The sequence below is a fragment of the Cobetia sp. D5 genome, from assembly GCF_035666195.1.
GTDB classification, from domain to species: domain Bacteria; phylum Pseudomonadota; class Gammaproteobacteria; order Pseudomonadales; family Halomonadaceae; genus Cobetia; species Cobetia amphilecti.
Genome location: NZ_CP142020.1, coordinates 1,563,422 through 1,584,617, shown reverse-complemented (window position 1 = coordinate 1,584,617; position 21,196 = coordinate 1,563,422). Strand labels below are relative to the sequence as shown.

Genomic DNA, 21,196 nt, shown 5'->3' with positions numbered 1-21,196 from the left:
CAACGGCGTAATCAGGTCGCCTGTCGCCAGCGTTGGGCACGGGTCAACAGCAGATGACTGACCACCGCATGCAGCAGCTTGACGCCCAGACAGGTGAAGAAGATCAGCACTGCCATGGCGGCCGCGCTGGCGAAGTGCCCGGCTTCGTCGAGATGCATCACCGCGATGGAGGCCAGTCGGGTATCGCTGTTGTAGAGAAATACCACTGCCGAGACGGTCGTCATCGCGTTCATGAACAGATAGGCCGAGATATCCAGCACTGACGGCAGAGACACCGGCAAGGTGATGCGGCAGAAGGTCTTCCAGAACGGCACCTTGAGTGAGGCTCCGACCGCCTCGAATTCCCCATCAAGCTGCTTGAGCGCAGTCACCGAGGTCAGGTGGCAGACGGTATAGAAATGCACCAGGGTATTGAGCACCAGAATCGCGAAGGTGCCGTAGATCCAGTTCAGCGGGTTGTCGGCCTGGTTGAAGTAGAAGATGTAGGACAGACCCAGCACCATGCCCGGCACGGCCATCGGCATCATCGCCATGAAGTGAAGCCCCTGGCGCAGCGGGCGATAGCCCTGACTCTTCTCGGTCAGCCAGGCATTGAAGAAGATGACCAGCGTGCCGATCAAGGTGACCCAGAAGGCCAGCGTCAGCGAGTTGAGCCACGCGTCCCAGCCACCGCCCGCCAGCGCCTTGAAGGCGTAGTGATCCAGGGTCAGGCTCAGGTTGTAGGGCCAGAACTGCACGAGCGAGGCATAGATGGCGGTGCCGATCACGGCCAGAATCGCGGCGGCCACGCCATAGCAGAGCAGCGCAAAGACCCAGTCACGCAGCGGGCTTGGTGTCGGCTGCCAGGGCACGGCGCGCGTCGAGAGCTGCGCGACCTGACGGCGCTGGATCCAGCGGTCCACCGCGAAGGACAGCAAGGCCGGCAACAACAGTATGACGCTGACCACCGCGCCCATCTGGAAGTTCTGCTGCCCCACCACCTGACGATAGACATCGGTGGCCAGCACACTGAACTGCCCGCCGATGATCTTCGGCACGCCGAAATCGGTGATCGCCAGCGTGAAGGCCACGAAGGCGCAGGAGATGATGCCGTAGCGCGCGCCCGGCAAGGTGATGGTCAGAAAGCTGCGCCATTTGGGCGTTCCCAGCGCATCCGCGGCTTCATAGAGACGGGCATCGCTGTTGCTGAGCGCCGTCATCATGATCATCAGCGCATGCGGGAAGATCCAGAAGGTCATGCCCATCACGATGCCGATGGGGCCGTAGATGCTCTCCCCCAGCAGCACATCCTTGAACCAGCCCTGATTGCCGAACAGATACACCAGACTGATGGCTGGCAGCAGTGACGGAGCCAGTAGCGGCAGGATGGACAGCATGCGGAAGACGCGCTTGCCCGGCATGCAGGTGCGGGTGATGCCGTACGCGCACAGGAAGGCCAGACTCACCACCGTCAGGGTACTGATCAACGCGATGCTGACGGAATTGATGATCGAGCCGACCAGCGCCGGCGTCTGCACATAGCGCGCGAAGTTGGCCAGGCCGACGAAGTCGCCGCTGCGGTCCTGCACGCTCTTGATCAGCATGGTGGCCAGCGGCAACAGCAGCCCGATGACCAGCAGCGCCAGGGCCAGCAGCAACATCAACAGACGCAAGCCGGACTCGCCTGACAGCCGACCCGACAAGGGCAATGCGCGCGCCATCATGCCTGCGCCTCCACCAGCGGGTACAGGCGGATCGCCTCGGACGGCAGACGCACACCCACCCTGGCGCCGACCCGCACGCCCAGTGACTCGCTGTTCTGTAGCGCCACATCCGCCGACAGTGTCTGCCCACAGCCCTCAAGCGTCAGAGTGATGCGCAGGAAGGCGCCGAGAAACTCGACGTGCTCCACCTGCGCCGACAACCCCTCACCCACTGCGCACAGCGAGACGGCTTCCGGGCGAATGGCCAGACGCGCCTGATCCAGCCCCTCAAGATCATGCGCCGCGCATACCAGTCGCTGCTGGCCCAGACGCAGAGTACTGGCGTTCTCGGGACAGCATTGCAGGAAGTTCATGCTGCCGATGAATTCGGCCACGAAGGCGCTCGCCGGCTGACGGTAGATCTCGGCGGGGGTGCCGATCTGCTCGATCACGCCATGGTTCATCACCACGATGCGGTCCGCCATGGCCAGGGCCTCTTCCTGGTCGTGGGTCACCATGATGGTGGTGACGCCCAGCCGTGCCTGCAGTGCCTTGATCTGACTGCGCAGATGCAGACGTACGCGCGCATCCAGTGCCGAAAGCGGCTCATCGAGCAACAGCAGCCCCGGCTCGGTCGCCAGCGCCCGCGCCAGTGCCACGCGTTGCTGCTGGCCCCCGGACAGGGCCGCCGGATACTTGCCTTCACTGCCGGCCAGGTCCACCAGGGTGAGCAGCTCCGTCACGCGACGGCGCATCGCATCACGCGCATCGCGCCGATTGCGCAGCCCATAGGCCACGTTGTCGAACACGGTGAGATTGGGGAACAGCGCATAGGACTGGAAGACGATGCCGAAGTCGCGCGCCTGCGGCGGCAGCCGCGAGATGTCCTGGCCGCGCTGGTGGATGGTGCCTTCGCTCTGCGGCGCAAGCCCGGCGATGGCGCGCAGCAAGGTGGTCTTGCCACAGCCGGAGGGGCCGAGGAAGCACACGAATTCGCCTTCGCGGATCGCGAGGTCGATCTCGCTCAGGGCCGTGAACTGGCCATAGCGCTTGGTGAGGCCACTGATCTTGAGGTGGATGCTGCCTGACGACGCAGAACGCGTGGTGAGTGCCTGAGGCACTGCGTCACGCGCAGGCGCCCGGGCTGCAGGGGCGGATACCGCGCGCGGCGAGGCGCCGGCAGTCGATGGCGACGCTTGACGCGAGGCGTGATGACGCGGAGGTGCGGTCACAAGAGACATATGAGAAACTCCCGACCCCGGCGCAAGGCGCCGGGGCAATGACGAAGGTGGCTGGGCGTGACTTACTGACTGTCGGACTTGCCGTCGTAACGGCGCTGCCATTCGGCGAGCACTTCATCCCGCTGGTTGGCCGCCTTGGCAAAGTCAGCCTCGATCATCATCTCGGTGATATTGGCCGGATAATGCTCGATCGGCTTGGCCACCCCCGGATAGGCCATGACCGCATAGCCTTCGTTGTAGAGTTCATTGGCCGGCTTGGAGACTGCCCAATCCATCAGTGTCTGCGCCGCCTCACGCTTGTCGGTGCCCTTCATGATCGCCGCGGCTTCCATGTCCCAGCCCAGCCCTTCCTCGGGGAAGACCAGGTCCACCGGTGCGCCCTGCGCCTTGAGACGTGCGCCTCGGAAGGCGAAGGACACACCGACCACGGCCTCGCCGGAACCGGCCAGATTGCAGGGCGCGGAGCCTGAGTGGGTATAGCGGGCAATGTTGTCGTGCAGGCGGTCCATGTACTCCCAGCCGCCCTCGTCACCCCACAGCTGCAACCAGCTGGCGACATCCAGATAGCCGGTACCGGAAGAACTCGGGTTGGGCATGATCACGTGGCCCTTGAACTCGGGACGCGTGAGGTCTTCCCAGGACGTCGGCTTCAGCACTCCCAGTCGCTCACCTTCGACGGTGTTGTAGCAGAGCGAGGCGACCCAGGCGTCCATCCCGACCCAGGACGGGTCCTGGCCATCACGGTAGGCGGGGTCGACGAACTTGGTATCCAGCGCCTCGACTCCCTTGGGGGCATAACGCAACAGCATGCCTTCCTTCTCGAGCACCAGCAGGCTGGTCGCGGCCAGGCCCCACACCACATCCGCCTGCGGGTTGTCCTTCTCGGCCAGCAATCGTGCGGTGATCACGCCCGTGGAGTCGCGCACCCATTTGATGTCGATATCCGGATGCGCCTGTTGGAAGCGCTCGGCATATTTCTGCAGATCATCGGACTCCACCGCGGTATAGACGGTGAGCTCGGTGGCCGCCTGGGCTTTCAGGGAAACGACCAGACCAACGGCACTAGCCAGCAAGGAACGGGTCAAGAAGGACATCGGGACTCTCCAACGCTTGGAATGAATGGCTCTCGCCATCTGGTATATACCAAGAGTATGGGCGGGCCGAATGACACCCCCGTGACAGTCAGTTGAATGCCCAGTGAAACAGTGTTACCTCATATAGTGTCTCTGCAGCGCGGGTTCAGGGCTTGTTCTTGAGCGTGACGGTGATGCACAGCGCATTGTGCAGCCAGCGCTCTTCGTCATAGCCGATGGGACGATGCTGCTCATCGAAGGTAGCGCGACGCACGGTCAGACCGGGGCTACCCATGGCGACCCCCAGCTCCCGGGCGGCCTGCTCCCCCAGCGACTCGGAGTAGAAGCGCAGCTCACGGTGGGCCAGCGTCAGGCCATAGCGCCCGCGCAGCTCCGCCCACAGTGACACCCCGAACTGGCCCTCCTCGAGCAGTCCCGGGGCACGCTCCGGCACCACCCACATCGACTCGCTGAGCACGGCGCGCTCATCCACGAAACGCCGGCGGCGAATATGATAGAGCGGTGTCTGGGCCGCCAGGCCCAGCGCTTGCGCAGCCGGTGGGTAGGCCTGAACATCGGTCAGCAGCACTTCCGTGCGTGGCCGCCGCCCCTGCGCCGTCACATAGTCATTGAAGCCGGAGTCACGCGTGGGGTCGTAATCCAGCCGCGGCGGCGACACAAACCACCCACGCCGATTGCTGCGATGAATGCGCCCTTCTCCCTCCAGCTGCCCCAACGCCTGACGCAACGTCACGCGCGTGGTATCGAAGCGCTCGGCCAGCACTCGTTCAGAAGGCAAACGCCCCTCTTCAAAGGCATCAGGGTCCTTCAGCTGTTCGCGCAGGCGATCGGTAAGGTGGAGGTAATACGCATCACGCATGACGAGGAGTCCTGACCAAAGATGAAGAGGGTTGCCACTACCGGGTAATAACACGGCGCCGCTTGCCCCGCCGGCGAAGAAAATGCCCGGGACTCTGCGCTGCCAAGCGGCTGGATGCTCCAGAAACTATCACATTCGCGTGACTCGCACTGGCCCGTGCCGCTGGCGTTGCAGGATTTCATGACAGCTGCCTGGTTGAGCTCACAGGCGTGGATGGCGGTGGGATGGCACGCTGATGTTCAAGGGGGGTGAACGCACAATGCGCAGCCTCTAAAGGCTGCGCATCGCATGGGCAAACAGGAAACGAATGACCGGCGGGAGAACTCAGAACTCGCTGACGATATTCAGGTACTGCTTCATGTCACCGACCATGGCCTGCTCCAACAGCTTGCCTGTCTCGATGGCATAGGGCTGCTGGAAGTGAATGTCCCACAGGTCTGACTCCGTGCGCCAATGCTCGTATATCACCAGCGTGTCGTCCTGCCCGTCGATGGTATACAGATCAAACACGAGATTGCCCGGCTCCTCACTGCGCGTCTTCGCCACATGCGTGGTGAATTGTTGCAGCAACCGAGCGCGATATTCTTCCTTGATCTTGAAGATGAAGAAGATACTGAATACCTCATCTTCCGGCTGCACGTGCCTGGGGTTCGCCTCATGCAATGGCGCCGGGGCAGTATCGTTCAAGGGCATCACCTCGAATGGCGATGCCAACGCCGAGTCAGCCAGCTTCAGCAGGGCTTGCGCGTAGGGCTGATTCACATGTGCCTGATGCGCCTCAGCACTTGCCCAGCGCTCGTAGGCGAAGATGGTGGTGGGAGAATCCTTGGCCGCGAAGAAACGCATTTCCAGCATCCCCGGTTCAGCCGCTGAGCCCAGCTTGTTGTCAGCCAAGGCCTGCTTGAAGGTAGCGAGTTGTTCGGGCTTGACGTCAAATTTCACGATCAAGGTGAGCATGGAGATGCCCCTTATAGTCAGTGGTTGTCATCGGCCCAACGGCAAGAGCTGCTGCGTCACGTGGCAGCAGGTCTGTCTCGGGAAGTGACTGACACTATCTTTCGCTGCCTGGCTGAAAAACCCGCGGCACGGAGAAAGACTTTCAATGAAACCTTGAACACGGAAACGTTGGAGTACCCGGCAACAAGGCTGACCAGTTGGTGCTGAACGCACTGCCAGGACGCTGATTTCCCTGTTTCCAGACTGATGGCCATGGGTAGGCAATGGCGTACGAAATCACCCTCACGCCATTCCCACCAGTAGCACTCGCCCAACTATAATTCCCAAACAAAATTCTATATACGGAAATCTATTTCTACATGTGAAAAACAGTTTGACACCTTTGGCGTCACTTCATAGCCTGTAGGCCAAATTCAGGAGGAGTGATGCATGCGCACTGACAAGAACTTCATCAACAACGAATTCGTCGCCTCATCCCAGGGCGAGATGATTTCGGTCTACAACCCGGCCACCGAAGCACTGGTAGGTCAGGTGCAGGCAGCAACCACTGACGAAGCGCTTGAAGCGGTGAGCATTGCGGCCAAGGCGCAGAAGGACTGGCGTGCCAAGACCAGCACCGAGCGTGCCGGCTACATGCACAAGCTTGCCGAGGCGCTGATGGCGCGCAAGGATGCCATCGGCCAGGCATTGGCAGATGAGTCCGGCAAGAGCCTGGAAGACGCCACCAATGAAGCCGTCTACGCCGCCGACATCACGCGCTACCACGCCGAGTGGGCACGTCGTATCGAGGGCGAGATCGTCCCCAGCGACACTCCCAATGAAAGCCTGCTGCTGCAGCGTGAGCCCATCGGCGTCGTGGCCTGCCTGATTCCGTTCAACTACCCGGTGTTCACCCTGCTGCGCAAGATCGCCCCGGCGCTGATCACCGGCAACGCCGTGGTCGTGCGTCCGAGCAACAACACACCGACCTCCGCCTTCGAGATCGCCAAGGCGATTCAGGATGCCGGCATTCCGGCAGGCATCGTCAACATCCTGGCGATGGACCACGGCACCGCAGAAGCCGTCTGCACGCACCCCAAGGTGGGCATGATCACCCTGACCGGTAGCGTCGGCGCCGGTCGCAAGGTGCTGGAATATTCCCAGGTCAACATCGCCAAGTCCTCGCTGGAGCTGGGCGGAAAGTCACCGGCCATCGTCGAGCCGGATGCCGACCTGGCCAAGGCAGCGGCACAGATCGCGGCCTCTACCCTCACCAACTGTGGCCAGCTGTGTACCGCCATCGAGCGTGTCTATGTGCACGAATCCGTCTATGACGATTTCGTCGCCCAGCTGAAGCAGCAGATGGAAGGCGTCAAGTTCGGCAACCGTCTGGAAGATGCCAGCCTGATGGGGCCGCTGATCAACGAGAATTCCCGTCTCAACATCCATCAGATGGTGGAACGCGCCATCGATGACGGCGCCACTCTGGAAATCGGCGGTTATATCCCCGAGGGCAAGGGTCACTTCTACCCGCCGACCTTGCTGACCGGTTGCCGCCAGGACATGGAGATCGTGCAGGAAGAGATCTTCGGCCCGGTACTGCCGGTGCTGACCTACAGCGATGTGGATGAAGCGCTGGCACTGGCCAATGACCACCAGTTCGGTCTGGCCTCCGTGGTCTTCACCGAGAACTATCGCACCGCCATGAAGGTCGCCAACAACATCGAAGCCGGCGAGCTCTACATCAACCGCACCCCGGCGGACCCCTACCAGGGCTACCACGCCGGCTGGAAGCGCTCTGGCCTGGGCGGTGATGATGGCAAGCATGGCATGCTCGACTACACCCAGACCCGTCTGGTCGTGATGAACTACTGATCACGCCATTCCGTCTTACCTGTCACGCCTTCGGGGAACCCTCTCCCCCGGAGGCGCTGACGCCCTACCCCATTTCTTTCCGGAAGCGCGCTGTTGGCGTCGAATGACGGCATGCCAGGCAGTGCGCATCCACAATCTCCTGCTAGCCAGTGACCACTGAAAGGCCTGCCACCATGAAAGTTGTCAGTTGCGAGACACACATCGTCGCCACTCCGCCGCCCCACGTCGGCGGCATGTACTGGATCTTCGTTCAGCTACGTACCGCTTGCGGCATTGAAGGGGTGGGTGAAGTCTATGCCGCCACCTTCCACCCGGAAGTCATGAGCAAGGCGATCGCCGATGTCTTCTCGCGTTATCTGGAGGGCAAGAACCCGCATCATATTGAACGTCTGTACCGCGAAGCCTTCTCCAGTGGCTTCACCCAACGCCCTGACCTCACCATGATGGGGGTGCTCAGCGGTCTCGAGATGGCCTGCTGGGACATCGTCGGCAAGGCGGCCGGCCTGCCGGTGTATGAGCTGATCGGGGGCAAGGTCCACAACAAGCTGCGCTCCTACACCTACCTGTATCCCAAGGATGCACGCGGCAACTACGACTATGACAACGTCGAGCTGGCCGTCGAATGCGCACTGGAAAACCGCGAGAAGGGCTTCACCGCGCTGAAGTTCGACCCGGCCGGCCCCTACACTGCCTACTCCGGCCAGATGCTGTCTCTGGAAGGCATGGACAAGAGCGCCACCTTCTGCCGCCGCATCCGCGAAGCGGTCGGCAACAGCTGTGATCTGTTGTTCGGCACCCACGGCCAGATGACACCGGCGTCTGCCATTCGTCTCGCCAAGTATCTCGAGCCCTATGACCCGCTGTGGCTGGAAGAGCCGATACCGCCGGGACAGAGCGAGGCCATGGCGCGTGTGGCAGACCACACCTCCATTCCGGTCGCGACCGGCGAGCGCCTGACCACCAAGTACGAATTCCACGATGTGCTCAAGAACAACGCGGCCTCCATCCTGCAGATGAACCTGGGACGCGTCGGCGGCATTCTGGAAGGCAAGAAGATCGCGGCGCTGGCAGAAGTCTATTACGCCCAGATCGCCCCGCACCTCTACAACGGCCCAGTCGGCGCCGCGGCCAGCATCCAGCTGGCGACCGCCACGCCCAACTTCCTGATTCAGGAAAGCATCGGCACCTGGGATGGCTTCCACGCCGATGTGCTCAAGGAGAAGATCGAGTGGCGTGATGGCTACATCATCCCCTCCACCAAGCCGGGCCTGGGGGTCGAGCTGAACATGGACGTGGTCAAGGCCAATTCGCCTTACACCGGTCGAACCCTGCACCTGAGCATGGACCCGAGTCCCTATGACGTGAAGGAACAGTCCAGCACCGACTGGAAGCGCAAGCCGGAGGCGTAATACCGATGCAATACGATTTCATCATTGTTGGTGCCGGGTCGGCGGGGTGCATCCTCGCCAACCGGCTCAGCGCCAGCGGACGCCACAGCGTGTTGCTGCTGGAGGCCGGCGGCAAGGACACCTCGCCCTGGATCAAGGTGCCGGTCGGGTTCGCCAAGACCTACTACAACCCGACCTACAACTACATGTATTACAGCAAGGAAGAAGCCGCGATGGGGGGGCGCAAGATCTATACCCCACGCGGCAAGGTGCAGGGTGGCTCCGGCTCCATCAATGCGATGATCTATGTCCGGGGCCAGGCCTCGGACTTCGATGACTGGGCGCGCGCCGGCAACGACGGCTGGTCCTATCGCGAGGTACTGCCCTACTTCAAGCGCCTTGAATGCCACCCGGATGGCGACACCGAGTATCGCTCCGGCCGGGGGCCGATCGGCATCACGCCGCTGAAACATGGCGCGCACCCGATCTGCCAGTCGTGGCTGGAAGGGGCCCGCGAACTGGGTTACACGCTCAATGATGATTTCAATGGCGAACACTTCGAGGGTGCTGGCATCTATGAGGCCAACATCCGCAAGGGACAGCGGGACTCCAGCAACACCGCCTACCTGAAGCCGGCACTGTCACGCGACAACCTCACGCTCAAGCATATCTGTCGGGTGGAGCGCGTGACGCTGGAAGAGGCGCCCGACGGCGGCAAGCGCGCCACGGGTGTCGTCTACCGGCTTGATGACGAGGTCATCGAGGTGACGGCACGGCGCGAGGTCATTCTCTGCGCTGGCGCCGTGGACTCCCCGAAGCTGCTGCAGCTTTCGGGGATCGGCGAGCGTGAGGCGCTGGCCACGCATGGCATCCAGACGCTGGTAGACCTGCCGGCCGTCGGGCAGAACCTGCAGGACCATCTGTGTGCCAGCTACTATTACCGTGCCAATCGCACCACGCTGAATGATGACTTCGCGTCCTTCTGGGGCCAGGCCAAGGCGGGACTGCAGTATCTGGTCAATCGCAGCGGGCCACTGGGCATGAGCGTCAATCAGGCCGGGGGATTCTTCCGCGGCAGCGACGCGGAGTCAGAGCCGAACATCCAGCTCTACTTCAATCCGATGTCCTACCAGATTCCCAACGACCCGAAGGCCAAGCTGACGCCGGAGCCGTATTCCGGCTTCCTGCTGGCCTTCAATTCCTGTCGACCGACCAGCCGTGGCAGCATTTCACTGTCCTCGGCAGACCCGGCAGACCCGGCGACGATCTGCCCCAACTACCTCAGTACCCAGAAGGATATCGATGAGGTCATCCAGGGCAGTCGTCTGGTGCGCAAGCTGATGGGCGCGCCCGCGCTCAAGGCCATCACCGAGTGCGAGGTCGCCCCGGCCGAGACGGTCCAGGATGAGAACAGCATGCTGGCGTACTTCCGCGCTCAGGGAGGCTCCATCTACCACCTGTGCGGTTCCTGCGCGATGGGCCCGGACAAGGCAAACGCCGTGGTCGACAGCCGGCTGAAGGTGCATGGTGTGGCGGGGCTTCGCGTCATCGATGCCGCCATCTTCCCCAATATCACCTCCGGCAATCTGAATGCGCCGGTGATGATGGTGGCGGAAAAAGGCGCGGACCTGGTGCTGGCCGATCACGCCGAGTGAGCCGAGGTCAGTCACCAAACAACCCGCGCACGGCCCATGGGTCTGGTACCCTATGGGCCGTTTTATTTTCAGCGCATGAGAGATGCCGTGTGTGGCATCGTTCATCCGTCGTCAAAGTGTCACAGCCCCGGATGCACGCCGCCTGTGGCCGAGATTCGCGTTTCGGAGTGTCCCCGCGTTCATGAATCACGAGAAGACCAAAGCCCCTGCCGTCGACCACAGTGTCATGATTCTGGATCTGCTTGCGGCAGCCTCCTACCCGCTGACGCTCTCGGAAATCTGCGAGTCCACCGGCATCTCGCCTGCCACCGGACACCGCGTGATCAACTCCCTGCTGCACCATCAGCTGGTCGCCCATGATCCCGGTCGCAAGAAGTCCTACTGCATCGGCTCGCGCATATTCCAGATCTCCTCGACGATCTACAACAAGCAGAGCCTGATTCCGGTCTTCTACCCCATCGCCGAGATTCTCAAGAACGAGATTCACCGCTCGATCTTCCTGTGCATCCCCATCGGGGATCAGGTGGTGGTGATCTCGAAGGTCGATGCCTCCGGCAGTGGCAGCTACAACCTCTATATCGGCAAGACCATGGCCCAGCACGCCTGTGCCGCCGGCAAGGCGATTCTCGCCATGCGCCCCGAGGCCTCATGCCAACTGTATCTGGAAGCTGCGACGCGGAGCACGCCCGGCCTGGCCGAACGCCGTGACGAGATGGATGCCGAGCTTGAACGTGCACAACGCCTGGGATATGCGGTGTCCAGCGGCGAGGCCGAAGGACAGCTGAGCTGTATCGCGGCGCCTGTGCTGAACATGCGCAACGAGCCCATTGCCGCCATCAGCGCCGTCATCAGCCAGGACTGCTTGAATCCGCAGCAGGCTCGCGCCTACTCCAAGCATCTGGTTCAGGCGGCGCGTCAGCTCTCCTCGCGCATCATCTGAGGTCCAAAACGGCACCTGGCGAGCCAGTCATGCTGCACCGCACAAAGTCTTGCCACTATATATAGGTATTTTTCAGCACTCAGCGATGTGACAGACGCGATGGGCGTTGCTCTGATAGCGAAGCGCATCCGCGACAGCCGACAAGCGCCTTGAGGGTGTCTTTTGTCGATGGCGCGAATGGTCGATGGCGCGAATGCAAGATACCCGTGATTCACAAGGCCAGCCTGGCCTCACGAATCACGGGTATCTTGCGTGGCATCACGGCGGCGTCATGCGCCTCCTGTCAGGAGATGACCGGCGCGCCGAGCAGTGCCTTGACCTCGACATATTCTGCCAGGCCTTCGTCGCCCCATTCACGGCCGTTGCCAGAACGCTTGTAGCCACCGAAGGGCGCATCGAAGGAGAACTCTGCCCCTTGCAGATAGCATTGCCCTGCCTGCATGCAGCGAGCGATCGGCAATGCTGCCTCGGCGTCACGCGCATAGACCGCAGATGACAGGCCATAGACGCTGTCATTGGCGATGGCGATCCCCTGCTTCACGTCGTCGTAGGGCAGGATGCACAGCACCGGGCCGAAGACCTCCTCACGGGCGATCTCCATTTCATTGCTGACATTGGTGAAGATGGTCGGCCGCACATAGCAGCCCTTCTCGAGCCCTTCGGGCGGCTCGACGCCACCCAGCGCCAGCTCGACACCATCGTTGATGGCCCGCTGCACCAGATCAAGCACCCGCTCGCGCTGACGCTGAGAGACCAGCGGCCCCATGGTGGTCGCCGGATCATTCGGGTCACCCACCACCTGCTCATTGGCGATCTCGACCGCCAGACAGGTCGCCTCTTCCATGCGCGAACGCGGCACCAGCAGACGCGTGAAGGCGTCGCAGGTCTGGCCGGTGTTGGCCATCACGTTCTCGACGTTCAAGCGCACGGCTGCGGCCAGGTCGGCATCTTCCGTCACCAGCAGCGGCGACTTGCCGCCCAGTTCCTGACAGACCCGCTTGACGGTGGGCGCGGCACTCTCGGCGACCTTGCTACCGGCAATAGTCGAGCCGGTGAAGGACACCATGTCGACCTGCGGATGGCCGGACATCACCGGGCCTATCTCACTGCCCTCTCCCGTCACCACATTGAAGACGCCAGCAGGCAGACCGACCTTCTCCAAGATCTCGGCCATGATGAAGTCCTGCAGCGGCGTCTGCTCCGCCGGCTTGGCGATCACGGTGCAGCCTGCCGCCAGCGCCGGGGCCAGCTTGCCGATCAACTGATGCAGCGGATAGTTCCACGGGTTGATAAGCGAGCAGACACCGATGGGCTCGCGCATCAGAGTCACATCGCCCTTGCGCTCGTCCTCTTCCATCTGGAAGGCGCGCTCGGCGTAGTAACGCATGCCTTCGATTGGGCCTTCCACGTGCAGCGCGCCGGCCAGTTGCACCGGGCAACCCATGGTGAGCACCTGCACGTCGCGCAGCTCATCGAAGCGACGCTGCATCTCATCCGCTGCCGCCATCAGGATATCGTGGCGTTCCTGCGCGGATGTCGTGGACCAGGCAGGCAGCGCCTGACGTGCTGCCATGATGGCAGCCTCCACATCCTGCTCACCGGCGCGCGGCACACTGGCGCACAGCTCGCCGGTGGCCGGATTGATGACCTCCATGCGCTCGCGCCCGAAGGCTGCCTGCCAGTGACCATTGATGTAGAAGTTGTCGTAATGTTGCATGCCAGACCTCTCGTTGCTGGTGGGAGATAACACTTTCCCTGAGGGTGAGTCTCAAGCGCAAATGCCCCGGAGGCCATTCGCACGGCGCTCCGGGGCAGTCTTCACGGCTCAGCTGCGGCCGGTAACGCCGACTTCGTAACCGACTTCTTCCCGCTCGTCATCGGTCAGCTCTGCCGGGAAGCCGGTGCCGAGCACACGGACATCGGCGGCTTCCTCGAGACGACGGATGATGTTGGAGGACCACTCACGCGGACCGAAGCGTTCCTGACCATCGCGGAAGATGTCCATCAGCATCGGGGAGATTTCCAGCGGCACATCCAGGTTCTTGGCCAGGGTGTCGAACAGGCCGACATCCTTGAGCACCAGATCCATGGTGAAGCTGATGTTGCGGCTTCCGTTCAGGATGACCTGGGACTCGGTCTCGTGGACGAAGGAGTTGCCCGAGGAAATCTTGATCGCCTCGTAGGTGGTATTCATGTCCATGCCGGCCTTCTTGCAGACGGTCAGGGCTTCGGCGACGGCACACAGGTTGGCGGTGGCCAGATAGTTGGTCATCACCTTGAGCACAGAGGCGGTACCCAGCTCCCCGGTGTGCAGGACACGACGCCCCAGATTGGTCAGCACCGGCAGCACCTGCTCGAAGGATTCGCGGTCACCGCCGACGAAGATGGAGATATTGCCGGTGGCAGCGCGGTGGCAGCCGCCGGAGACCGGCGCTTCCAGTGCCTTGGCACCGGTGGCCAGCACCTTGTCGGCGATGCGACGCAGTTCGCCGTCGTCGGTAGTGCTCATCTCGAGCCAGATCTTGCCTTCACGCAGACCGGCGATGATGCCGTCGTCGCTTTCCATCACGGCGCTGCAGGCAGCCGGAGACGGCAGACAGGTGATGACCATGTCGTTGGCTTCGGCGAGTTCCCTGGCGGAATCCGCCCACTTGGCACCCTGCGCGAGGAAAGGCTTGGCGGCTTCCGGGGCAAGGTCACGCACGGTGACGTCGTGTCCATTGCGCAGCAGACTACCTGCCAGCTTGCCACCCACGTTACCGAGACCGATGAATCCGACTTTCATGTGCTGTCCTCTTTGCTGTCTGCCTGCTGGCTGTCCGGTGTACTGCACAGGGCCGCTTGGGACGGAGTGGAATCCTGTCCGTCGTGGCCCATGTCATCTTGAGGCTCACCCTACTGGCCGACCTGCCTGCCAACAATTCATAAGAATTTGGCGATTGGTAACAATTTTTGTGAGTCCCCCCAGACCCCGCGCCTCCGAACAGCAAACAGCGATCAACCGGCAGATGCCAGATGCCAGATGCCCAGAACACAGAACCCGGAAACAAAAAACGCCACCCGAAGGTGGCGTTGTCACGTAACAGCTCTCGCTCTGGCGGATCAGGTGGGCACGCTGCGACTCTGTGCCTCCAACCAGCCAAGAAGGGTCGCTACACGCGGGTCCCGCTCCAGCTCGCGATGACAGACAGCCCCCCATTCACCGCGCCCGGTCGTCACCTGTCCGATCGGGTTGATGAGTCGACCGTTCGCCAGGTCATCGTCGGCAAAGGGCCCGTTGACCAATGCGACGCCCTCCCCGCGCGCCGCCATCTCCAGGGCGACGGCCAGGGTGTCGACCACGATGCAATTGCGGGTGGGGCACGGGCCTAGCGACAATGCCTCGAAGTAACTCTCCCAATTCCAGCCCTCGGTGTAGACCCCGATCAACGGCAGCGTCTTCAAGGCATCCGCGGGCACCGGGCGTGCGTCGTCGTCCAGCAGCTGGGGGCTGCACACCGGGAGGAGGCGTGACTCGAACAACGGCTGCCAGTGCAGGTGGTCCGCCAGCGGCGCATCGCGAAAGACGATACCGACATCGGCATTGGCCTCATCGAACTCCCAGCCGAGACTGCACGTCATCAGCTTGAGCTCGACTTCAGGATGCATGGCCTGGAAATGCGACAAGCGAGGTGCCAACCAGCGAATCGAGGTCGTCACATAGACCTGAATCGTCAGCGGCTGGGCATGCTGCATCTGGCGCAGAGACTCGGCGCCTTGCACCAGGCCCGCCAGCGCTTCACGCACTACCGGATAGAAACGCTCGCCAGCCGCCGTCAGCACCACATGACGGCCTTCACGAGCAAACAGTTTCACCTCCAAACTCTCTTCGAGACGCTGAATCTGGTTGGCGATGGCCGGATGCGTCAGGTTCAGCTCTTCGGCGGCCGCGCGGAGACTCAGCAGACGCGCAGCAGCTTCAAACCCTTTCAGCGAACTCAAGGGCGGCAGTTTCTGCAGTGGCAGAGGGGTTGGCATAGACGACACTCACGAAAGGCAAAAGGCGAGCAGGAAGCAACCGGTATCCCATGAACGATAGACGTTCTCGACACTCTCTCCCGTTCACGGCACACGGCTGCCATCTGGCCCTCTTTCGCCATGAGACAATGGCAAAGCGGGTGACCGTCGCTGACAGCCACCCGCACAATTGACCTCATGTTACCAAAGCCGCCATGCCGCGTAATGCCGATGCGCGTAGGCAAGCTACCCGTGGCCGGCTCAACCGGCCCGGCTCAACCAGCCTGACTCAGGCAGCCTAGCTAAGCAGGCGCTCGTCGAAGGGGTAGTCGGACAACAGCTCCACCTGACCATCGTCACGAATGTACAGCTGCTCTTCGAGCTTGACGCCTTCACCACCGGACTCATGCCCGATATAGCTCTCCACACACAGCGTCATCCCCGGCTTGAGGATGCCGTCGTAACCCTTGTCCTCGATATCCTCGCGATGAACGATGTAGGGATACTCGCCGTTCATCCCGACACCATGCGCCAGGGCAAAGTAACGACGCGCGCGGTAAGCGGGAGGGATTCGCCAGGCGCGTTCGGCGTATTCCTTGAAGCTGACCCCGGGCTTCAGATTTTCCATGTTGGTCTGGATCTGGTCATACGCCATGCGATAGAGCGATTTCTGCTCGGCGCTGGCCTCCCCCGAACCACACAGGAAGGTTCTCGAGAAGTCCGCATAGTATCCGTAACGCCCCACCACATCGGTATCCAGTGCGACCAGTTCTCCTGCCTGGATGACACGGTCGGAACATTCCTGGAACCAAGGGTTCGTACGCGGCCCGGAATTCATGAGGCGTGTCTCGATGAAATCGGCGTCTGTCTCGATGATGTGCTGGTGCAGCCGCGACCAGGCGTGATTCTCGGTGACGCCAGGACGGATGGAGGTCTCCAGTTTGCGCACCCCCTCCTCGACCGCTCTCAGGGAGGAGCGAATCATCTTTATCTCGTTGGGTACCTTGATGGCACGTGCCTGCTCAAGGGGCTCATGGGCATCCAACACCTGATAGCCACGCTGCTCGAGCATGAAAGCGGCTTCTGCAGTCGCGCTTTCGAGGGCGATCCGCTCACCTCCGCCGCAATGACGCACCAGATCGATGATTTCATCCGCCCAGGCTCTGGTGACGGCTTCCGTATTCTTCTCATTGAAATAATAGGAAATCGCCTTGGCCGGACGAATCTCGTCCACGGTCGGCAGATGGCTGGCCAGGTGTTCACACCCCGAGAACTCGAACAGCACGACCGGCCCTGCCGCGGGGACGAATACGTAGCGAGCGGGATTGCGCGAACTGTATACCTGCATGTTGCGAGACCCGGTGGCATAGCGGACATGTGCCGGGTCGAATAGGACTGCCGCCGTGATATCGCGACGAGCCAGCTCCTGGCGAACACGCGCAAGTCGGTCGCATTGGATCTGCGCAATCTCTTCCGACGTCGGTTCGCAGTCTTCCAGTGCATGGGTCGGGGCCAGAATGCCCATCGCTGTCAGGTCCATTTTCATGTGAAGTGCTCTGTGGGAAGTGTTCGATCAAGCGCTCAAAAGGCGCATGCAAGTTGAGAAGGCATCACGGGAACACCGGTCGTCGATCAGTCGAGCAGACCGTCGGCGCGCTGGACGTGCTGGGCTTCCGCCAGAATGTGCTGCTCCGAGACGCGTCCATACAGCTGACGCGTACGCTCAAGCCGGCCGACCACTCCCGGCGTTTCGGAATACGCGAAAATCGCCGTCAACCGTGGGACCTCACCCGATACCTGAGTGACGCGGTGCAGACTGAACCGCCCCTTGAACAACTGCAGATCGCCCGGGTTGAGGCTCAAGGTCTTCACCGCTTCACGCGACTCTCCCCGGATCACTTCGCCTACGGCAGCGTAGTGTTCATCGTTGGGGGTGCGGATGCCGGGGCAATACTCGAACTGACCACCGCTCTCGGGCTGTTGCGTCATCATGGTGACGATGAATTCGTTGGTGTCGTAGTGCCAGGGTTGCTCGGTGCCATCTGGCAGCACGTTGAGCACGAGCCCGGCAAAGGGGTCGGCATACTCGTACACCCGCTCACGACCAAGACAGGCCGACACCAGTTGCTTCATGGCCTGCGAGACGTACAGCCGCTGCATCAGGCTATCGGCAGGGATCATGTCACGCGTCACGAAGCCACTGGTGCGCGTCATGAACAAGCGACGCGGGTCCTGTTGGGGCAAGCGGTCGTCATCGGCCGTGAAATAAGCATTCACCTCGCGGGTGTTGTAGAACGCGGTCTCGGCGAGACGGGCCGTTTCCGCTTGCATCTGCGCAAGGCGCTCCGGACGCAGAAATCCTCTCAATACGGCGCAACCCTCACGCTCGAGATCTTCACGCGCCTTGGCGATCGTGGCCTCAAGCGCTGGAGATCGGGGGTCATGCAGGGGGTAACGCTCGGTATCGACCAACGCGGAGAGATCGACGGTCTCGGCATCGGCCAATTGCGGGGGCATCGCGGAAGTCAGGTCAGTCACGGAGGTATCCTCACGTCGTGGGGCTGGGGGACAAGACAGCTCGTGGGTCAGGTACTATGCTGGCCAGAATCCATGCATTTGAGAAACGAGTCATTCCAATGAAATCCATCGGCAAACCCGATACATCAAGCACAGACGCCCCTCGCCCGCTGCCATCGCTGGATACGGATCTCCTGCTGGCATTCGTGACGGTGGCCGACAGCGGGAGCTTCACTCAGGCATCGCGGCATCTGCATCGCACGCAGTCCACTGTCAGTCTGCGCATCAGCACCCTCGAGGAGCGTCTTGGCTATCGACTGCTGATGCGAACCAGCCGTCATATGGAATTGACCAATGCCGGCCGAACGTTTCTGCGTTACGCACGACGCATCCTGCAACTGCAACGCGAAGCCGTGGCCGCCCTCAGCGAAAACGACCACCCGATCACGTTGCGCCTCGGCTTGCCGGAGGATTACGCCACCACCTGGTTGCCACAGCTGCTGGCACATCTCGGCGAGCGCCATCCCCAGATCCGTCCGCACATCCACTGCCGGATGTCCACGGAACTGCTGGAACAGCTCGATGCCGGCCAGCTGGATCTGGTCATCGCGGTCAGCCACAACCAACAACGCCAGGGGGAACTGCTGTCTCGCGAGCCTGTCGTGTGGGCGGCGCATCAACGCTTTGTGCTGGACCCCTCCGCTCCGCTGCCGTTGGCGCTGTTCCCCGAACAATGCATCTATCGCGAAAGGGCATTGTCCGCCCTGACCCAGGCAGAACGCAGCTGGCGTATCGATTCCACCAGTCAGAGCCCCAGTGGCTTGAGAGTCATCGTCAATCAGGGCCATGCCATCACGGTGGCAGATCGACGCTCGTTGCCTGAGGACTGGTGCGAGCTGGGCACCGAGGCAGGGCTTCCGGCGCTACCCACTGCCGAAATTGAACTCCATCGTTCCCCCAGCCTGACGCATCCAATCTTCGATACTTGCGCAGAGATGATTCGCGAATTGTTGCGAGAGAAACCTCAAGTGCGATGAGCCCTCATCAGGATCACTGGTCTTGCTGCTTATACGGGCGTTTTTACTATCTCCATTACGACCCCTGACATTCTGTCTGCGACAGGATGGAAGATTTTCCGATCTGCCCTGCAATACGCTGCACGGCAGTTCGCTGCATGTCACAGGGAGCCCGGAAAGCTGACGTCATTCCGCCTCCTCCTCGAGCACTGACGTTGCAAGATCAGATGATCGTCCCTACATGATCAGACGCTCATTCCCCCCCTTACCGATGAGGCCCCTGATCGGCGCAGACAAGACGTCAAGCGCCACCCCGAGATGATCGGTAACACCTGACAACAAGATGATCGGCTACACCCGACAACAAGATCGAGGAGTATCAAATGTTCGGAGCATCCGTGCGCCCACTGGTCTTCTGGCCACCTTTCATTCTGCTGTTCGCCTCCGTATTGGCGAGCTTGATCGATCTCGACAGCTTTCTGGCTGTCACTACCAATCTCAACAACCAGGTACTGAGCAAGTTCGGCTGGTTGTTTTCCATCACGGCGCTCAGCATGGTGGTGGCCTGCCTCATAGCCTATCTTTCGCCGCTGGGCCGCACCCGTATCGGCGGTGAGAACGCGACGCGACTGTTGTCCCCATGGCGTTGGTTCTCCATCACGTTATGCACCACGCTGGCCGTGGGCATCATGTTCTGGTCGACCGCAGAGCCGCTTTATCATCTGCACTCGCCACCCACCTCGCTGGACATTGCCGCCAATAGCCCGGAAGCCGCGCGGTTCGCGCTCTCGACCATGTTCCTGCACTGGTCGTTCACGCCCTATGCGATCTACACCGTCCCTGCGCTGATCTTTGCCCTGATGCATTACAACCTCGGCAAGCCCTTCTCGCTCGGGACCCTGTTCGTGCCGCTGCTGGGAGATCGACTGATCGGTCGCAAGGGACGTGCGCTCGATGCACTCGCGCTCTTCGCACTGGTCTGTGGCATGGCATCGTCCCTCGGCACAGGGGCCATGACACTGGCAGGCGGTATCGACCGCTTCCTCGGCACTGGCTCGGGCCCGCTGATGCTGGGCATCGTCACCCTCGCGATCGTGCTGTGTTTCACCGCTTCGGCGGCCAGTGGTCTGCAAAAAGGCATCGCACGCCTGTCCGCCATCAACGCCAAGGCCTTCTTCGCCTTTCTCATCTTCGTGTTCGCCTTCGGTCCGACGCTGACCATCCTGGGCTACGGCACGGAAGCGGCTGGCGATTACTTCACCAATTTCATGAGCAAGAATCTGTTCACCGGGGCCTTCGACAATGACCCCTGGCCACAGAGCTGGACCATCTTCTACTGGGCCAACTGGATGGCATGGGCACCGATTTCGGCCTTGTTCCTGGGCAAGATCTCACGGGGGTATACCGTGCGGCAGTTCATGCTGATCAACATGGTGGCGCCCTCGCTCTTCTCGATCATCTATGTCGCGGTGTTCAGCAGCACGACATTGAAGCTCGACATGGATACCGCCGGGGCACTCAACACGATTCTCAGCGAGGCCGGGGCTGGCTCGGTGATCTACGCACTATTCGATGAGCTACCGATGAGCTCTCTGGTGGGGGGGATCTTCCTGGTTATCGCCTTCCTGTCCTTCGTGACAGCGGCCGACTCCAATACCGACGCCATCAGCCAACTCTGCAGCTCGGATAGCCAGGCGGCCCTGGCAGGCAACGAAAGCGAAGAGCGCAGCAAGGGCCGACTGATGATGAAGATCGTCTGGGGCTCGACCATCGGCGCCGTCGCCTGGATCATGACTTCCTTCGTCGGCATCGACGGCATCAAGATGCTCTCCAACCTCGGCGGGGTACCAGCGCTCTTCATCGTGATCGGTGCCACGGCGTCACTGATACGTTTAGTCTCGATCGGCACCGCCAAGATCGGCCTCGAGCACACGCCGTCACGCAGTTATTCGGCAGAAGCCCATCAGCGTTGGCAATCTTCCCAGTCCAGCTGAGTC

The 21,196-nt window shown here is 61.6% G+C and carries 16 protein-coding genes; 6 read left to right on the top strand and 10 right to left on the bottom strand.

Features of this window, described 5'->3' with window-relative positions; translation table 11 throughout:
- Positions 1 to 11: 11 nt before the first annotated feature.
- The 5 genes from U0O11_RS06670 to U0O11_RS06650 all read right to left on the bottom strand — a co-directional run bounded on the left by U0O11_RS06670 (position 12) and on the right by U0O11_RS06650 (position 5,833).
- Positions 12 to 1,700 (bottom strand): putative 2-aminoethylphosphonate ABC transporter permease subunit, encoded by a 1,689-nt coding sequence (locus U0O11_RS06670; protein WP_442872647.1) that lies wholly within the window; start codon positions 1,698 to 1,700, stop codon positions 12 to 14.
- A complete protein-coding gene (locus U0O11_RS06665; protein WP_324692277.1) occupies positions 1,700 to 2,923 on the bottom strand; it encodes a putative 2-aminoethylphosphonate ABC transporter ATP-binding protein in 1,224 nt (407 codons plus the stop codon). Before U0O11_RS06665 ends, U0O11_RS06670 begins: the two co-directional genes overlap by 1 nt.
- Positions 2,924 to 2,985: 62 nt before the next feature.
- Positions 2,986 to 4,017 carry a putative 2-aminoethylphosphonate ABC transporter substrate-binding protein gene (locus U0O11_RS06660; RefSeq protein ID WP_324692275.1) on the bottom strand — a complete coding sequence of 344 codons (1,032 nt, stop codon included), beginning with the start codon at positions 4,015 to 4,017 and terminating at the stop codon, positions 2,986 to 2,988.
- Between the two features lie 145 nt (positions 4,018 to 4,162).
- A complete protein-coding gene (locus U0O11_RS06655) occupies positions 4,163 to 4,876 on the bottom strand; it encodes a UTRA domain-containing protein (RefSeq protein WP_324692273.1) in 714 nt (237 codons plus the stop codon).
- A gap of 324 nt (positions 4,877 to 5,200) precedes the next feature.
- Complete coding sequence (locus U0O11_RS06650; RefSeq protein WP_324692271.1) at positions 5,201 to 5,833, bottom strand: putative quinol monooxygenase; 633 nt, start codon at positions 5,831 to 5,833, stop codon at positions 5,201 to 5,203.
- A gap of 429 nt (positions 5,834 to 6,262) precedes the next feature.
- On the opposite strand from U0O11_RS06650, the gene aldA reads away from it, so the two are divergent.
- The 4 genes from aldA to U0O11_RS06630 all read left to right on the top strand — a co-directional run bounded on the left by aldA (position 6,263) and on the right by U0O11_RS06630 (position 11,670).
- Positions 6,263 to 7,687, top strand: a complete 1,425-nt coding sequence (aldA, locus tag U0O11_RS06645) for an aldehyde dehydrogenase (protein ID WP_054555865.1) — start codon at positions 6,263 to 6,265, stop codon at positions 7,685 to 7,687.
- 173 nt (positions 7,688 to 7,860) lie between these two features.
- Positions 7,861 to 9,096: a mandelate racemase/muconate lactonizing enzyme family protein gene (locus U0O11_RS06640; RefSeq protein ID WP_324692269.1), complete on the top strand. Its 1,236-nt coding sequence runs from the start codon at positions 7,861 to 7,863 to the stop codon at positions 9,094 to 9,096.
- Between the two features lie 5 nt (positions 9,097 to 9,101).
- Positions 9,102 to 10,730, top strand: a complete 1,629-nt coding sequence (locus U0O11_RS06635) for a GMC family oxidoreductase (protein WP_324692267.1) — start codon at positions 9,102 to 9,104, stop codon at positions 10,728 to 10,730.
- A gap of 181 nt (positions 10,731 to 10,911) precedes the next feature.
- The gene (locus U0O11_RS06630; RefSeq protein ID WP_107335081.1) at positions 10,912 to 11,670 is read left to right on the top strand and encodes an IclR family transcriptional regulator; all 759 of its coding nucleotides are present in this window, start codon (positions 10,912 to 10,914) and stop codon (positions 11,668 to 11,670) included.
- 283 nt (positions 11,671 to 11,953) lie between these two features.
- On the opposite strand, the gene U0O11_RS06625 is transcribed toward U0O11_RS06630, so the two are convergent.
- The 5 genes from U0O11_RS06625 to U0O11_RS06605 all read right to left on the bottom strand — a co-directional run bounded on the left by U0O11_RS06625 (position 11,954) and on the right by U0O11_RS06605 (position 18,204).
- Entirely contained in the window at positions 11,954 to 13,387 is a 1,434-nt protein-coding gene (locus U0O11_RS06625; protein WP_324692265.1) for an aldehyde dehydrogenase family protein, read from the bottom strand.
- A 108-nt stretch (positions 13,388 to 13,495) separates the two neighbouring features.
- Positions 13,496 to 14,455, bottom strand: a complete 960-nt coding sequence (locus tag U0O11_RS06620; protein WP_324692263.1) for an NAD(P)-dependent oxidoreductase — start codon at positions 14,453 to 14,455, stop codon at positions 13,496 to 13,498.
- A gap of 317 nt (positions 14,456 to 14,772) precedes the next feature.
- Entirely contained in the window at positions 14,773 to 15,687 is a 915-nt protein-coding gene (locus tag U0O11_RS06615; protein WP_324692261.1) for a LysR substrate-binding domain-containing protein, read from the bottom strand.
- A 277-nt stretch (positions 15,688 to 15,964) separates the two neighbouring features.
- On the bottom strand, positions 15,965 to 17,212 hold the full coding sequence (locus tag U0O11_RS06610) for a M24 family metallopeptidase (RefSeq protein ID WP_324692259.1): 1,248 nt from the start codon (positions 17,210 to 17,212) through the stop codon (positions 15,965 to 15,967).
- An 86-nt stretch (positions 17,213 to 17,298) separates the two neighbouring features.
- On the bottom strand, positions 17,299 to 18,204 hold the full coding sequence (locus tag U0O11_RS06605; protein ID WP_324692257.1) for a HalD/BesD family halogenase: 906 nt from the start codon (positions 18,202 to 18,204) through the stop codon (positions 17,299 to 17,301).
- A gap of 56 nt (positions 18,205 to 18,260) precedes the next feature.
- Between U0O11_RS06605 and U0O11_RS06600 the strand changes: the two genes are divergently transcribed.
- Together U0O11_RS06600 and U0O11_RS06595 are read left to right on the top strand one after the other, a co-directional pair.
- On the top strand, positions 18,261 to 19,220 hold the full coding sequence (locus U0O11_RS06600) for a LysR substrate-binding domain-containing protein (RefSeq protein ID WP_084589473.1): 960 nt from the start codon (positions 18,261 to 18,263) through the stop codon (positions 19,218 to 19,220).
- A gap of 362 nt (positions 19,221 to 19,582) precedes the next feature.
- Positions 19,583 to 21,193, top strand: a complete 1,611-nt coding sequence (locus U0O11_RS06595; RefSeq protein WP_324692254.1) for a BCCT family transporter — start codon at positions 19,583 to 19,585, stop codon at positions 21,191 to 21,193.
- Positions 21,194 to 21,196: the final 3 nt, after the last annotated feature.

Excerpts from the sequence above, each read along its gene's own strand:
- U0O11_RS06665 (WP_324692277.1), bottom strand. The coding sequence starts at position 2,923 with ATGTCTCTTGTGACCGCACCTCCGCGTCATCACGCCTCGCGTCAAGCG.
- U0O11_RS06635 (WP_324692267.1), top strand. The coding sequence starts at position 9,102 with ATGCAATACGATTTCATCATTGTTGGTGCCGGGTCGGCGGGGTGCATC.
- U0O11_RS06670 (WP_442872647.1), bottom strand. The coding sequence starts at position 1,700 with ATGGCGCGCGCATTGCCCTTGTCGGGTCGGCTGTCAGGCGAGTCCGGC.
- U0O11_RS06650 (WP_324692271.1), bottom strand. The coding sequence starts at position 5,833 with ATGCTCACCTTGATCGTGAAATTTGACGTCAAGCCCGAACAACTCGCT.
- U0O11_RS06630 (WP_107335081.1), top strand. The coding sequence starts at position 10,912 with ATGAATCACGAGAAGACCAAAGCCCCTGCCGTCGACCACAGTGTCATG.
- aldA (WP_054555865.1), top strand. The coding sequence starts at position 6,263 with ATGCGCACTGACAAGAACTTCATCAACAACGAATTCGTCGCCTCATCC.
- U0O11_RS06615 (WP_324692261.1), bottom strand. The coding sequence starts at position 15,687 with ATGCCAACCCCTCTGCCACTGCAGAAACTGCCGCCCTTGAGTTCGCTG.
- U0O11_RS06610 (WP_324692259.1), bottom strand. The coding sequence starts at position 17,212 with ATGAAAATGGACCTGACAGCGATGGGCATTCTGGCCCCGACCCATGCA.
- U0O11_RS06625 (WP_324692265.1), bottom strand. The coding sequence starts at position 13,387 with ATGCAACATTACGACAACTTCTACATCAATGGTCACTGGCAGGCAGCC.
- U0O11_RS06595 (WP_324692254.1), top strand. The coding sequence starts at position 19,583 with ATGTTCGGAGCATCCGTGCGCCCACTGGTCTTCTGGCCACCTTTCATT.
- U0O11_RS06655 (WP_324692273.1), bottom strand. The coding sequence starts at position 4,876 with ATGCGTGATGCGTATTACCTCCACCTTACCGATCGCCTGCGCGAACAG.
- U0O11_RS06600 (WP_084589473.1), top strand. The coding sequence starts at position 18,261 with ATGCTGGCCAGAATCCATGCATTTGAGAAACGAGTCATTCCAATGAAA.
- U0O11_RS06640 (WP_324692269.1), top strand. The coding sequence starts at position 7,861 with ATGAAAGTTGTCAGTTGCGAGACACACATCGTCGCCACTCCGCCGCCC.
- U0O11_RS06620 (WP_324692263.1), bottom strand. The coding sequence starts at position 14,455 with ATGAAAGTCGGATTCATCGGTCTCGGTAACGTGGGTGGCAAGCTGGCA.
- U0O11_RS06660 (WP_324692275.1), bottom strand. The coding sequence starts at position 4,017 with ATGTCCTTCTTGACCCGTTCCTTGCTGGCTAGTGCCGTTGGTCTGGTC.